This is a genomic window from Mycobacterium sp. BK086 (assembly GCA_004362315.1).
Lineage (GTDB): Bacteria > Actinomycetota > Actinomycetes > Mycobacteriales > Mycobacteriaceae > Mycobacterium.
In genome coordinates this window covers 109530-123814 of the sequence record SNWL01000006.1, presented here as the reverse complement: position 1 = coordinate 123814, position 14285 = coordinate 109530, and the positions used below count along the sequence as shown (strand labels likewise).

The window sequence follows — 14285 nt, the reverse complement described above, 5'->3', positions numbered from 1 at the left end:
TGCACATGGATAACGGTGTGGTGATCCCCAGAGCGCGCGCAGCGCGCCTCGACGCAGACCTGGTGAGCAGGTTCGCGACCTGCTGCAAGGCCCTTGGCCTGCCCGTTTACGACCGGCGCCGACCCGCGGATATCGCGGCAGCCCGCCGGGCGTTCACCGAGCTGACCCGGGTCGCCTACGACCAGTGCGACGCCTGGACCGGGTTGGCGGCCACCGGCTGCACCACCCTGGAAGTGCTGTCCGCGGTGGTTCGCACCGTCGACACCAGCGGTGTGCTGCAGCGGCGTATCGAGCTCCCGGCCGGAGCTCTGGGGTTCGACTACGACACGGGGCTGTATCTGCGGTTCCGCGCGACCACCGCTGACGACTTCCGGTTGGCGCATGCCGCGGCATTGGCCAACGAAGGCGACTTCCATGCCGCCGACCAGATCGTGGCCGAGATGCGTGCCCGCCGACCCGAGTGGCACGAGGCACGCTGGGTCGACGTGGCTCTGCGATATCGGGCGCAGCGCTGGGCAGATGTCGTCAAGCTGCTGACTCCGGTGGTCAACGACACCGCCCTGGACCCGCTGTTCGCACACGCCGCCAAGATCTCGTTGGGCGTGGCACTGGCTCGCCTTGGCATGTTCGCTCCCGCACTGTCCCATCTCGAGGAACCCGACGGTCCGGTGGCCATGGCCGCACTGGACGGCGCCCTGGCCAGGGCACTGTCGCTACGCGCCTACGGCGACGATGACACCGCCGCCGACGTGTTGCAGGACCTGTATGCCGCGAACCCGGGCAACGAGCAGGTCGAGCAGGCGCTCTCGGACCCGACCTTCGGCATCGCCACCACCACCGCCGCCCGCATCGACGCCCGCACCGACCCGTGGGACGTCGAAACAGAGCCCACCGCAGACGATTTCGTCGATCCCGAGGCGCGCGAGCGTAAGGCTGCCTTGCTGGAGGAAGCCGAACGCGAACTCGGCGAGTTCATCGGCCTCGACGAGGTGAAGGACCAGGTTTCCCGGCTGAAGAGCTCGGTGGCGATGGCCTTGCGGCGTGAGGAGCGCGGCCTCGCGGTGGCTCAGCGCACCCATCACCTGGTGTTCGCAGGCCCGCCCGGAACCGGTAAGACCACGATCGCCCGTGTGGTGGCCAAGATCTACTGCGGCCTCGGACTTCTCAAGCGGGAGAACGTCCGCGAGGTCCATCGCGCCGACATGATCGGCCAGCACATCGGTGAGACGGAGGCGAAGACCAACGCGATCATCGACAGCGCGCTGGACGGCGTGTTGTTCCTCGACGAGGCCTACGCGTTGGTGGCGACGGGTGCCAAGAACGACTTCGGCCTGGTGGCCATCGACACCTTGCTGGCCCGGATGGAAAACGACCGGGACCGCCTCGTGGTGATCATCGCCGGCTACCGCGCCGACCTCGACCGGTTCCTGGACACCAACGAAGGTCTGCGATCACGCTTCACCCGCAGCATCGTGTTCCCGTCCTACTCGGCCGTCGAGCTTGTCGACATCGCCGTGTCGATGGCGGCGAACCGGGACAGCGTGTTCGAGCCCGCGGCGTTGCACAACCTCGAAGAGCTGTTCGGACAGCTGGCCGACTCGACGACCCCCGACTCCGCTGGAGTGTCACGACGCAGCCTCGATATCGCGGGCAACGGGCGGTTCGTCCGCAACGTCGTCGAACGCTCCGAGGAGGAAAGAGAATTCAGGTTGGACCACATGGACCTGGCCGGTGCTGATTTCACCGACGAGCAGATGATGACGATCACTGCCGCCGATGTGCGCAACGCCGTCGTGCCGCTGCTGCTTGGCCTCGGTCTGACGGTGCCGGCATGAGCGACGACGATCGCCGGTCCTTTACCTCGCGCACACCGGCCAACGACAACCCCGACCGGGTCACCTACCGGCGCGGGTTCATCACCCGCCACCAGGTAACGGGCTGGCGATTCATCATGCGCCGCATCGCATCCGGTCTCGCGCTGCACGACACCCGGATGTTGGTGGATCCGCTGCGGAGCCAGTCTCGCGCCGTGATGATGGGTGTTCTGCTGGCGGTGACCGCGGTGATCGGGTGCTTCGTCTTCTCAGTACTGCGTCCGGGTGGCGTGCCGGGTAACGACCCGGTGCTGGCCGACCGCACGACGTCCGCGCTGTATGTCCGCCTCGACGACCGTCTGCATCCCGTGCTGAACCTGACCTCGGCACGTCTGGCCGTGGGTCGTCCGGTGGACCCCACCACAGTGAGCAGTGAGCAGCTCGACCAGTTCGCCCGAGGCAGTCTGATCGGTATCCCCGCGGCACCGGAACGCATGGTGCAGAGCGCATCTCGCGATGCCGCGTGGACGGTGTGCGACGGTACGGGCGGACCGGCCGAGGCCGCGGGCACCTCGGTGATCGCCGGGCCGCTGGAAAGCGGTGGCGCGCATGCCGACGCGCTGGCGGGCGGCCGCGCGATCCTGGTCGGCGGCACCGACGGCACCTGGTTGCTGTGGGATGGCCGGCGCAGCGCCATCGATCTCGCGGACCGGGCTGTCACCGACGCACTGGGCCTGCCCGCCGCGGCACCAGCGCCGCGGTCCATCGTGCCCGGCCTGTTCAACGCGGTTCCGGAAGCGCCCGCACTGCGGGTGCCGCAGATCCCCGACGCCGGGTTGCCCACCGGATATCCCTTGCCCGTGGCGGCCCCGATCGGCGCTGTCGTGATCGCTTACGGCAACGACGCCACCCCGATGAATTACGCGGTGCTTCCCGACGGTCTGCAGCCGATCAGCCCCGTGCTGGCCGCAGTGCTGCGCAATGCCAATTCCTATGGTCTGGCGCAGCCGCCGCACCTCGGTGCCGACGACATCGCCCGGCTTCCGGTGTCATCACAGCTGGACGTGGCAGCGTTCCCAGCCACGCCCGTCAAACTCGTCTCCGCCGCTGATGCTCCGGTGACCTGCGCGGCATGGACGAAAATCGATGGCGCCGCGACCAGTTCGTTGACCTTGCTGTCGGGTTCGACGCTGCCGCTGCCGGACACCATCCGCTCGGTTGATCTCGTCGGCGGTGGCAACCCGGGCACCGCGACCCGGGTCGCCCTGCCGCCCGGGCGAGGCTACTTCGTACAGACCGTCGGTCAGCAGCCTGCCTCGCCGCCCGCCGGATCACTGTTCTGGATCTCCGACACCGGCGTTCGGTACGGGATCGGCGGCGATCGCCAGACCGCCGAAAAGTCGGTCGCCGCACTGGGTCTGACCCAACCGCCACTCCCGGTCCCGTGGTCGGCGCTGACCCTGTTCGCGCCCGGTCCGGCCCTGTCCCAATCCGACGCGCTGGTCGCCTACGACTCGGTCCGGCCCATGAACGTGCAGGAGTCCCGATGAGCCGGCTGATCTTCGAGGCGGGCCGGCGAATGCCCGGTCCGAAGACCCGCAAGGGTGCGATCGTGATCGAGGCTCCGCCCGAGTTGCCTCGTGTTGTGCCGCCGTCGCTGCTGCGCCGGGCTTTGCCGTTCCTGATCGTCTTCCTGATCGTGGGCATGATCGTCGCGCTGTTCGCGACCGGGATGCGGCTGATCTCACCGCAGACGCTGTTCTTCCCCTTCGTGTTGCTGCTCGCCGCGACGGCGCTCTACCGGGGCACCGACAACAAGATGCGCACCGAGGAGGTCGACGCCGAACGCGCCGACTACTTGCGCTACCTGTCCGTGGTCCGCGACAACGTCCGTACCGAGGCGGCAGCACAGCGCGCCGCACTGCTCTGGTCGCACCCCGACCCGGCGGCGCTGGCCGCGATTCCCGGAACCCGTCGGCAATGGGAGCGTGACCCGCACGACAGTGACTTCCTGGTGCTGCGCGCGGGACTGCACACCGTGCCGCTGGACACCACGCTGCGGGTCAAGGACACCGCCGACGAGGTGGACTTGGAGCCGGTGTCGCACAGTGCATTACGTGCCCTGTTGGATACTCAGCGCGTCGTCCGCGACGCTCCGAGGGGCATCGACCTCAAGACGGTGTCCCGGATCACCGTCGTCGGTGACGCGGCGGAGGTTCGCGCAGCGCTGCGCGCCTGGCTTGGTCAGGCCGTCACCTGGCACGACGCTGCCTCCCTCGGCATTGCACTGGCCAGCCCCGATCTGGAGTTCCCGGACTGGTCGTGGCTGAAGTGGTTGCCGCACAGTGATATTCCCGGTCAGCTCGACGGCTGCGGGCCCGCGCGCTACCTGGCCGCCACCACCGACGATCTGATCGCGTCGATCGGCCCGGCGCTGGCCGAACGTCCGCTGTTCGGTATCGACTCCGACGATCCGCTGCGCCATCTGCTGATCGTCGTCGATGATCCCGATCACGCGCCGGAGGATTCGGTGCTGGCGACGGGATGGTCGGGAGTCACGGTAATCTACACCGCCGCAGCAGATTCTGAGCCGCGCGCGGGTCAGTACGCCGATCCGGAGCGACCGGTCCTGCACGTTGCCGACGGCGCGATCCAGCGGTGGGAAACCGGCGGCTGGCAACCGTTCATCGACCGAGCGGACCAGATGTCCCAGGCCGAGGCGGTGCACTTGGCCCGCGGTCTGGCGCGGTGGGACTCCAATCCCACCCACGCCGGACTGCGATCACCGGCCACCCGCGGGGCGAGTTTCACTACGCTGATGGGCATTCCCGATGCGTCGGCGCTCGATGTCGCTGACGTGTGGGCGCCCCGGCTGCGCGACGACGAATTGCGTGTGCCGATCGGCGTGACCGCCACCGGAGTGCCGCTGTACTTCGACCTCAAGGACGAAGCCGAAGGCGGGATGGGCCCGCACGGACTGATGATCGGTATGACGGGCTCGGGCAAGTCACAGACGCTGATGTCGATCCTGTTGTCGCTGTTGACAACACACTCCGCCGACCGGCTCATCGTGATCTACGTCGACTTCAAGGGTGAGGCCGGAGCAGATATCTTCCGCCACTTCCCCCAGGTGGTCGCGGTGATCTCGAACATGGCCGAGAAGAAGTCGCTTGCCGACCGGTTCGCCGATACGCTGCGCGGCGAGGTCGCGCGTCGCGAGGCCATGCTGCGTGACTTCGGCAGGCGCGTGCAGGGCAGCGCGTTCGGTTCGGTGGCCGAGTACGAGGCCGCGCGCCCCGCCGCCGAGGAGGTGGGGATCGAGCTGCCGCCGCTGCCCACCCTGTTCGTGGTGGCTGATGAATTCACCCTGATGCTGGCCGAGCACCCCGAGTACGCCGAGCTGTTCGACTATGTCGCCCGTAAGGGGCGCTCGTTCCGGATCCACATCCTGTTCGCGTCGCAGACCCTTGATATCGGGCGCATCCGCGATATCGACAAGAACACCTCGTACCGGTTCGGCCTCAAGGTGGCCAGCCCCGCGGCCTCCCGGCAGATCATCGGAGTCGAGGATGCCTACCACATCGAATCGGGCAAGGAACACAAGGGAGTTGGGTTCCTCGTGCCCGCACCGGGGGCGGCACCGGTCAAATTCCGGAGCACCTACGTCGACGGAATCTACGACCCGCCCCGGCCGGTCACGTCCTATGTGGTGCCCGCGGCACCCGAGCCGGTCGCCTTCACGGCGGGCCCGGCGGCGCTGGACGAGGACATCGTGGTGTTGTCCGACGAGATCGTCCCGGTGGGGTTGCCCCGCAAGCTGATCACCACGATCGGCGATCAGCTCGCGCAATACGGGCCCAAGGCGCCCGCACTGTGGCTGCCACCGCTTGATGGATCGCTGCCTCTGGACGAGGTGCTGGCCGGCGCCGCGGTGACGCCGCGGCAGTGGCGCTGGCCGCTCGGTGAGATCGACCGTCCCTTCGAGATGCGTCGCGACCCCCTGATCTTCGAGGCGGGGTCGTCGGCGGGCAACATGGTGATCCACGGCGGAGCCAAGTCTGGAAAGTCCACGGCGCTGATGACATTCGTGCTGTCGGCCGCGGCACTGCACTCACCGCGTGACGTCACGTTCTACTGCCTGGACTACGGCGGTGGCCGGTTGCGTGGTTTGGAGGGCCTGGCTCATGTGGGCAGTGTCGCCTCGCCACTGGAGCCGGAGCGGATCCGCCGCACGTTCGGCGAGCTCGAGCAACTGCTGCGGTCGCGGCAGCGCAATGCCGGTCGCCAGGGTGGCTACCAGGACGAGTACGGCGAAGTGTTCCTGGTGATCGACAACCTTTACGCGTTCGGTCGCGACAACACCGACCAGTTCAACACTCGCAATCCGCTGTTGGCCGTCGTCACCGAACTGGCCAATACCGGCCTGGCGCATGGCATCCACGTCGTGGTCACCACGCCGAACTGGTTGGAGGTGCCACTGGCGATGCGCGACGGTCTCGGCCTGCGCCTGGAGCTGCGCCTGCCCGACCCGCGTGACAGCAATGTACGGGTGACCGACAGCCTGCGCCGCCCTGCCGAATCGGTGCCGCACGACCAGCCGGGTCGCGGTCTCACAATGGCCGGTGAACATTTCCTGTTCGCCGAACCCGATCTGGCGCAGATTCCGGTCATCAACGCCGTCCACTCGGGGCTGCAAGCGCCGCCCGTACGACTGTTGCCGGCCGACCTCGAGCCCACCGAGGTGGCGCCGTTGTACCGCGGTGGCGAGCGGGTGGTACTCGGGCAACGCGAGGTGGATCTCGCGCCCGTCGTGCACGACTTCGCCGAACAGCCGCTGCTGATGGTGTTCGGGGACAGCAAGACCGGCAAGACCACGCTGCTGCGGCATCTGATCCGGACCATCCGGGAGAACTCGACCGCGACCGACGTCGCATTCACCGTGTTCGACCGGCGCCTGCATCTTGTCGACGAGCCGCTGTTCGCCGACAACGAGTACAGCGCGAACATCGACCGGGTGACCCCGGCGGTGATGGGACTCGCGGCACTGATCGAACAGCGTCGGCCCCCGGCCGGATTGGCCGCCGCCGACTTGGTCACTTGGGACTACCGCGGCCATGGCGGGTCGACGCACACGCACTATCTGATCGTCGACGACGTCGATCAGATCCCCGACGGTCCCGCCATCAGCGGGCCGTACGCGGGCCACCGGCCGTGGACCCCACTGCTCGGGCTGCTCTCGGCGGCAGGCGATCTCGGATTGCGGGTAATCCTCACCGGCCGGGCCGGGGGATCGGCGCACGCGCTGATGACCAACCCGTTGCTGCGCCGGATGAGTGATCTGCAGTCGACGGTGGTGATGCTGTCGGGCAATCCCGCCGACGGCGCCAAGATCCGCGGGCACCGGTTCACCAGGCTGCCGGTCGGGCGCGGGTTGTTGCTCGGCGACAGCGACGTCGTCGACCATATTCAGCTCGTCAATCCATTCGCACACGCGCACAGCGCATCTCGGATCCCGTTCGGAGAGGACAACCCGTCATGACCCTGCGTGTCATTCCTGAAGGACTGGTCTCGGCCAGTGCCGCCGTCGAAGCCCTGACCGCCCGGCTGGCTGCCGTCCATGCGGCGACCGCACCGTTGATCACCGCTGTGGTGCCCCCTGCCGCCGACCCGGTTTCGCTGCAGACCGCCGCCGGGTTCAGTGCCCAGGGCCTGGAGCACACCGCAACCGCCGCCCAGGGCGTCACCGAATTGGGACGATCAGGTGCGGCGGTGGGCGAGTCGGGTACCGGCTACGCCACCACCGATGCCGCCGCGGCGGCCTCCTACCTGATCGCACGGGGAGGCTGATGACTGCGCCGGTCTGGCTCGCTTCACCACCGGAGGTCCACTCAGCGCTGCTGAGCGCCGGGCCGGGTGCCGGTGAGCTGCTGGCTGCCGCCTCGGCGTGGCAGGTCCTGAGTACCGAATACTCCGCCGCCGCAGCAGAACTCACCCAGATCCTGGCCGCTGTCCAGGCCGGTTCGTGGCAGGGACCCAGCGCCGAACAGTACGTCGCGGCTCACGCGCCCTACCTGGCGTGGCTGGAGCAAGCCAGCGCGAACAGTGCCGGCGCGGCACTCCAGCACCAAACCGCCGCCGCCGCCTACAGCACCGCACTGGCCACCATGCCGACGCTGCCCGAACTGGCGGCCAACCACACCGTGCACGGGGTGCTGATGGCCACCAACTTCTTCGGCATCAACACGATCCCGATCGCCGTCAACGAGGCGGACTACGTCCGGATGTGGATCCAGGCCGCCACGACGATGGGTGTCTATCAGGCGGTGGCAGGTACCGCACTGGCCGCCGCGCCCCAGACCATGCCCGCTCCGACGATCGTCCTGCCGGGATCCGAGGCGGTGTCGGCGATGGCTGCCTCGACCGCGGCGCCTCAGGCCAGCGAATCCGGCTCCTCGCTGACCAATTCGAACTGGTTGGTCCAGCTGCTCGAGTCCTACATCAAGGCTCTGCCGGACGGCGATCTGATCTGGGACTTCCTGACGCACCCCGTGCAGAGCATCCAGCAGATGATCGTCGACTTCCTGACCAATCCGGCTCAGGCGTGGGCGACATGGGGCCCGTTGCTGTCCGCGCTGGTGTATCAGGCAATCCTCCAGCCGGTCGGCTGGACCACCTGGGGGCTTGCGCTCGCCTCACCGCTGCTGATTCCCGCCCTTGCGGCCGCTGCGCTCCCATTGCTGGGTCTTCTTGCGCTGCAACCGAATATGCCCGTACCCGAGGTTGCGCCCGAACCCGTTGCGCCGCCGCAAACCCAACAGCCCAATATGTGGCCGGTCTCGTCGACGGCACCGGCGGCTCCCGCCCCCGCGGCCCCGGCGCCGGCCCCCTCCGCGGCGCCTGGCGCGCCCGCGGCATCCGCGGCCCCGGTACCCGCGGCGCAGGGCATCTTCTACGCGGTCGCTCCGGCTGATCCCGATGGCGACCCGGGCCCGACCCTGAACGAGGGAAGCGGAGCCAAAGCCCTTGTGCCCGAGGCCGCCCCGGCTGCCGCGGCGCTGTCGTCGGTGCAGGCAAAAGATCGGGCCAAGCGCCGGCGTGCCGCGCGGGCCAAGGACAAAGGCTTCCGCGACGAGTACATGGACCTCGACAGCGATACCGGGCCGCCGGCGGACCCGGCGCCGCAGCCGACCACCTCGTCGTCGGATCGCGGTGCGGGACCGATCGGGTTCACCGGCACCGAAACCCGAACCCGCGGTGTCACTGCCGCAGGCCTCACCGAACTCGCCACCGACGCGGGGGAGCGTCCCACCACGCCGATGCTGCCGACCACCTGGGACAACCATCCCGACGAAACAGATACCCACCGAGAATGATTGGAGAAATGCAGTGAGCATGCTAGACGCCCACATACCGCAGCTCGTGGCCGCCGAGGCCGCGTTCGGCGCCAAGACTGCGCTGATGCGCAGCACGATCGCCCAAGCCGAGCAGGCAGCGATGTCCGCCCAGGCATTCCACATGGGCGAATCGTCGGCCGCCTTCCAGGCCGCGCACGCGCGGTTCGTCGAGGTCGCCGCGAAGGTCAACTCGCTGCTGGACATCGCCCAGATCAACCTCGGCGAGGCCGGCGGCACCTACGTCGCCGAAGATGCCGCCGCGGCAACGACATACGGAGGTTTCTGATGTCCCAGATCATGTACAACTACCCGGCCATGATGGCGCACTCCGGTGATATGGCCGGCTACGCCGGGACACTGCAGGCGGTCGGCGCCGATATCGCCACCGAGCAGCAGGCGCTGCAGGGCGCCTGGCAGGGCGAGACCGGGATGACCTACCAGGCCTGGCAGGCCCAGTGGAACCTGGCCATGGAGGAACTCGTGCGCGCCTACCGGGCGATGGCCACCACCCACGAGAGCAACACGCTGTCGATGCAGGCGCGCGACCAAGCCGAAGGCGCCAAGTGGGGCTGAGACTTGGCCGCACATAACGCGGTCGAGCTGACCACCGATGCTGCCTGGCTCGCCGCCGACAGCGTTGGCGCCGGTTCGTTCCCCTGGGTGTTGGCGATCACGCCGCCCCTGATCGAGCCGCGCGAAGCCGGGGCGGCACTGGCCCGGCTGCGCGCGGAACTGACCCGCACGCGGGTGATGTCGGACAACGGTTCGCTGGATCCGAAGGTGGCACGGTGGATTCGCACCGCCTGCGCGCCCGATCGGTGGCTGGAGCTGCGCTATGTGCGGGGCAACGGCACCGACCTGCTGCGCGGGCTGGTGGCCCGCCGCGGGGACGACACCGTCGTGGCGCTGCGCAGCGGCGAGCTGGTCACGTTCACCGACGTCGACATCAACGACCCCACCCTGCTGGCCCCGGTCGTCACGGCGGGCCTGCCCGGTCGCCCACCGGCGAAGTTCGCCGAGTTCGTGCTGCCGACCAGGGTGGGGGTGCGCGCCGACGAACGGCTGCGTGCCGGAGCCGATCTCGGCGCCGTCCTGGACCACCTGGGCCTCCCGGCCTCGGCAGTCCCGGTGGTGCGGTCGGTGTTCACCGGTGCGCGCAGCTATGTCGAGGTGCGCGCAGGCTCGGCCTGCGACGGCGTGCACAGCCTGAGCGAGGTCGGCGTAGGCATCATCGACGCGGAGGCCGGCCGGGTACTGGTGAACCCGGAACGCACCGATGATGGCGAATGGCTCTCGACCTTCGCGCCCGGCACGCCGTTCGCGATCGCCCTGGCGCTCGAACGCCTCACCGACACACTGCCCGACGGCCGCTGGTTCCCCGCCGCCTCGTTGGCGCGCGACTTCTCCAGCAACACAATCTGATCAAGAGAGAGAACAACAATGACCGAAACCCCGGTGCTGCCGATCGTGCGCGTCGCCGTGCTGGCGTACGGCCGGATCACCGACGTGGCGCTGCCCGCCGAGCTGCCGCTGCGCGAGATCCTGCCCGCGGTGAAAAGGCTGGTACCGCAGCCGGATTCCGACGTAGAAACGTCGATCCCAACGCCGATGACGCTGGCGCCGATCGGCGGCGCGCCGTTCAGTGTGGATGCCAGCTTGGACACGGTCGGTGTCGTTGATGGTGATCTGCTTGCCTTGCAACCGGTTCCGGCAGGTCCGAGCACCCCGGGTGTGGTCGAGGACATTGCCGACGCTGCGGTGATCTTCTCCGCGGCACGGACGCGGCCCTGGGGGCCGCATCGCCTGCAGCTGGGCGCTCGCCTGGCAGCCGCGCTGTTCGTGGTGGCGTTGTCCGCGGTGGCGATTGCCCATCGCGCCGCGACCGCTTCGGTGATCGGTGTCTACGCGGTGAGCGCGCTGGCGGTCGTTGCCGCGGTCGCCGGGCTGCTGCTGCGCGCCCGTTCGGCACAGCTTGCCACCCAGGTGTCGGCGGCGGCCCTGCTCCCGATCGCGGCAGCATTCTGGCTGGCCGTGCCGGGACTGTGGGGGGCTCCGCACGTGATGCTGGCCGCCGCAGGCGTGGCCGCATGGTCGTTGATCGTCCTGACCCAGACGGAGGATGGCGTCGGTTTGTTCACCGCCACAGCGGTTGTCGGTGTCGGTTCTCTACTGGTCGCCGCGGCCACGTCGCTGTGGCAGCTGCCAGCTCTGACCGTGGGGTGCGCGCTGATCGTGCTGGCGTTGCTGATCACCGTGTCGGCTCCGGGGTTCGCGGCGATGTGGGCCCGCTTCCCGCTGCCGGTGATCCCTGCCCCCGGCGATCCAACTCCGTCGAGCCCTGCGGCTCGGGTGCTGGCCGATCTGCCTCGCCGGGTGCGCGTCGGAGAGGCCCATCAAACCGGTCTGATCGCCGGCACGGTGCTGCTGTCTTCGGCCGGTTCGCTGGTGGTGGCCGGGCGGGCCGAAGGGCCGGGCGCCTGGGGCTGGTATCTGGTAGCAGCTGCCGCCGCCGCGGCAGTGCTGCGCGCAAGGGTGTGGGACACCGCGGCCTGCAAGGGCTGGCTGCTGGCCCAGCCTTTCCTGGTTACGGGCGGGCTGCTGGTCGCCTACGTGGTGGATCAGCGCTTCGTCCCGGCCCTGTGGACTGTGGTGGCGCTGGGCGTGCTGACGGCGGTGTGGGTGGTCGTCGCCGTCAACCCGGATACGGCTTCGGCCGAACGGTATTCGCTGCCGGTGCGCCGGCTGGTGGGTTTCCTCGCTGCCGGCCTCGATGCCTCGTTGATCCCGGTGGCGGTCTATCTGGTCGGCATCTTCACATGGGTCCTCGATCGATGATGCGGGCCGCCGCGATTGCCGCGGTGGTGCTGCTGGTCACCGCTCCGGTGGCCGGTGCCGTCGACCCGCCCGTTGCCGACCCCGCGGCATCGCCGCCACCGGGTACGGCAGGGCCGACCGGGGGGATGAGCCAGCGTTCCGAATGCGCGACCACCGGGACACTTCCGGGTAGTGACCCGGGCGCGGTGAGTGCGAATCAGGCGATGCTCAATCTCGCTGGTGCGGCGGAGTATTCGCGTGGTGAGGGCCAGACGGTGGCGATCATCGACACCGGGGTGCGGCCGGGACCGCGGCTGCCGAACGTGACCGGCGGCGGTGACTATCTTTCCGCAGGTGATGGGCTGACCGACTGCGACGGTCACGGCACGCTCGTCGCCGGGATCATCGGAGGACAACCCGGTCCGGACGGATTCAGCGGTGTCGCACCGGGAGCGCGGCTGCTGTCGATCCGGCAGACCTCGCCGAGATTCTCGCCCAACGCCGGCGGGAAGGATCTCGCGTCGGTACAGGCCAGTGTGGAGATCGAGACGCTGGCCCGCGCCGTCGTGCGGGCAGCCGACCAGGGCGCCACCGTCATCAACATCTCGACGGCCGCGTGCCTGGCACCCGACCGGCTCGGCGATCAGCAGACCCTCGGTGCGGCTCTGCGTTACGCCGCGATCGACAAAGACGTCGTGATCGTCGCGGCCGCCGGTAATTCCGGCGCCACCACCACCGGCGAACCGGGCATGCAATGTGCGTCGAATCCGGTTGGCGCCCCGGGACAGTCGAGCGATCCCCGCAACTGGGCAGGTGTGACGTCGGTATCGGTGCCGTCCTGGTGGCAGCCGTACGTCTTGTCCGTCGCGGCACTGACCGCCGAAGGGCAACCGGCCGACTTCACGATGGCCGGCCCCTGGGTAGGCATCGCCGCGCCAGGGGAGAACATCGTGTCGGTGAGCAATGATGCCGCAGGCGGGTTGGCCAACGGGATGCCCGACGGCCACGGCGGCATGGCACCGCTGAGCGGAACCAGTTTCGCCGCCGCGTATGTCGCCGGCTCGGCGGCCCTGGTCCGCAGCCGCAACCCGGGAATGCACGCCGACGAGGTGGTGCGCCGGCTGACAGCGACCGCTCACAACGGCGCGCAGGCACCCTCGAACCTCGTCGGAGCAGGCACCCTCGATCCGGTCGGCGCCCTCACCTGGACCATCGACTCCGGCAGCGACAGCGCACCGGCCCAAGCCACCAAACACCTTGCGGCGCCGGCACCGCCGCCAGTGGTCGATCACACGCCGCGCACGGTGGCGTTCGTCGGGACCGCGGTGCTCGCGGCCGTTGTCGCCGCCGTCGCCGTCGTCACGCGCAGACGTAAGGAGAATCTGGAATGAGCGGTATCCCGGGCCGCTGGCGGCTGACCGTTGTTCTGCTGGCCGTCGTGTCGGCGGTGCTGGCCTACCCGTACCAGTCGACCAATGACCGGTGGGCGCTCGGCATCGCCGCCGCGGTGGTGGTGGCCTCACTGCTGTGGTGGCGTGGCCGCTTCCTCACCACGATCATCGGCCAGCGCATTCGCGTGCTGCTGCACCGTAAGCCGATTCAGGCCGCACCGGCCGATCTGCGCTTCACGGGTGCCGACGCGGTCACCACGGTCTTGGTGCGCGTCGACAGCGGCGACCGCGAACTACCGCACCGTCTGCTCGCGGGCTACCTCGATCGCTATGGGCTGCTGTGCGATTCGGTGCGGGTGACCACCCACACCACCCAGACCGATGTGACGACCTGGATCGGACTGACCGTCAGCGGCGCACGGAATCTGAGTGCGCTTCAGGGCAGGTCGGCGCAGATACCGCTGCGGGAGACCGCTGAGAATGCCGCCCGCCGGCTGATCGGTCACCTGCGTGAAATCGGCTGGACGGCAACGATTGCCGATCCCGATCAGATTCCGGATCTGGTGGCGAAGGATGCGCGTGAGCGGTGGCAATCGGTCACCGATGCGCGTGGCCATCTGACCACCTACACCGCCAAGACTCCCGAAGCCCTGGCGGCAGCCACCGCTGCGGCCACCGAGTCCTGGACGGTGGTAGAGCTTGCGGGAACGTCGCCGCTGGACCGCATCAGGGTGGGCGCGGCGATCCGCACCGAAGACCGGCCAACGGCAGAACTGCCGGGGTTGGTACCGATCACCGGGCGGCAGGCCAATGCCCTGGCCGCGCTGCATCCGTTATCGGGTGTGCGCCTGGTCAATTGACGAAGGGATCCA

At 68.8% G+C, this 14285-nt stretch carries 11 protein-coding genes; all 11 read left to right on the top strand.

Annotated elements, in window-relative coordinates; genetic code table 11:
• Nucleotides 1-5 precede the first annotated feature (5 nt).
• From eccA to eccE, 11 genes are read left to right on the top strand one after another with little or no spacing between them, the layout of a single operon-like run.
• Entirely contained in the window at nucleotides 6-1835 is a 1830-nt protein-coding gene (gene eccA, locus EV580_RS21460) for a type VII secretion AAA-ATPase EccA (RefSeq protein WP_133693379.1), read from the top strand.
• Nucleotides 1832-3364 carry a type VII secretion protein EccB gene (eccB, locus tag EV580_RS21455; protein WP_133693378.1) on the top strand — a complete coding sequence of 511 codons (1533 nt, stop codon included), beginning with the start codon at nucleotides 1832-1834 and terminating at the stop codon, nucleotides 3362-3364. The genes eccA and eccB overlap by 4 nt, the downstream gene beginning before the upstream one ends.
• Entirely contained in the window at nucleotides 3361-7353 is a 3993-nt protein-coding gene (gene eccCa / locus EV580_RS21450; RefSeq protein WP_133693376.1) for a type VII secretion protein EccCa, read from the top strand. Before eccB ends, eccCa begins: the two co-directional genes overlap by 4 nt.
• Entirely contained in the window at nucleotides 7350-7661 is a 312-nt protein-coding gene (locus tag EV580_RS21445; protein WP_133693374.1) for a PE family protein, read from the top strand. The genes eccCa and EV580_RS21445 overlap by 4 nt, the downstream gene beginning before the upstream one ends.
• Complete coding sequence (locus EV580_RS21440) at nucleotides 7661-9187, top strand: PPE family protein (RefSeq protein ID WP_133693372.1); 1527 nt, start codon at nucleotides 7661-7663, stop codon at nucleotides 9185-9187. The genes EV580_RS21445 and EV580_RS21440 overlap by 1 nt, the downstream gene beginning before the upstream one ends.
• 13 nt (nucleotides 9188-9200) lie before the next feature.
• Complete coding sequence (locus EV580_RS21435; RefSeq protein WP_133693370.1) at nucleotides 9201-9494, top strand: type VII secretion protein EsxS; 294 nt, start codon at nucleotides 9201-9203, stop codon at nucleotides 9492-9494.
• Nucleotides 9494-9781 (top strand): WXG100 family type VII secretion target, encoded by a 288-nt coding sequence (locus EV580_RS21430; protein ID WP_133693368.1) that lies wholly within the window; start codon nucleotides 9494-9496, stop codon nucleotides 9779-9781. The genes EV580_RS21435 and EV580_RS21430 overlap by 1 nt, the downstream gene beginning before the upstream one ends.
• 3 nt (nucleotides 9782-9784) lie before the next feature.
• A complete protein-coding gene (locus EV580_RS21425; RefSeq protein WP_133693366.1) occupies nucleotides 9785-10630 on the top strand; it encodes an ESX secretion-associated protein EspG in 846 nt (281 codons plus the stop codon).
• Nucleotides 10631-10648: 18 nt separating this feature from the next.
• Nucleotides 10649-12043, top strand: a complete 1395-nt coding sequence (eccD, locus tag EV580_RS21420) for a type VII secretion integral membrane protein EccD (RefSeq protein ID WP_133693364.1) — start codon at nucleotides 10649-10651, stop codon at nucleotides 12041-12043.
• Nucleotides 12040-13413, top strand: a complete 1374-nt coding sequence (mycP, locus tag EV580_RS21415) for a type VII secretion-associated serine protease mycosin (RefSeq protein ID WP_133694120.1) — start codon at nucleotides 12040-12042, stop codon at nucleotides 13411-13413. Before eccD ends, mycP begins: the two co-directional genes overlap by 4 nt.
• Nucleotides 13410-14273 (top strand): type VII secretion protein EccE, encoded by an 864-nt coding sequence (eccE, locus tag EV580_RS21410; RefSeq protein WP_133693362.1) that lies wholly within the window; start codon nucleotides 13410-13412, stop codon nucleotides 14271-14273. Before mycP ends, eccE begins: the two co-directional genes overlap by 4 nt.
• Nucleotides 14274-14285 lie beyond the last annotated feature (12 nt).

Bases quoted from the DNA above. Each gene is read 5' to 3' on its own strand.
- eccD (WP_133693364.1), top strand. From the start codon at position 10,649: ATGACCGAAACCCCGGTGCTGCCGATCGTGCGCGTCGCCGTGCTGGCG.
- eccCa (WP_133693376.1), top strand. From the start codon at position 3,361: ATGAGCCGGCTGATCTTCGAGGCGGGCCGGCGAATGCCCGGTCCGAAG.
- EV580_RS21430 (WP_133693368.1), top strand. From the start codon at position 9,494: ATGTCCCAGATCATGTACAACTACCCGGCCATGATGGCGCACTCCGGT.
- eccE (WP_133693362.1), top strand. From the start codon at position 13,410: ATGAGCGGTATCCCGGGCCGCTGGCGGCTGACCGTTGTTCTGCTGGCC.
- EV580_RS21440 (WP_133693372.1), top strand. From the start codon at position 7,661: ATGACTGCGCCGGTCTGGCTCGCTTCACCACCGGAGGTCCACTCAGCG.
- eccB (WP_133693378.1), top strand. From the start codon at position 1,832: ATGAGCGACGACGATCGCCGGTCCTTTACCTCGCGCACACCGGCCAAC.
- EV580_RS21445 (WP_133693374.1), top strand. From the start codon at position 7,350: ATGACCCTGCGTGTCATTCCTGAAGGACTGGTCTCGGCCAGTGCCGCC.
- eccA (WP_133693379.1), top strand. From the start codon at position 6: ATGGATAACGGTGTGGTGATCCCCAGAGCGCGCGCAGCGCGCCTCGAC.
- mycP (WP_133694120.1), top strand. From the start codon at position 12,040: ATGATGCGGGCCGCCGCGATTGCCGCGGTGGTGCTGCTGGTCACCGCT.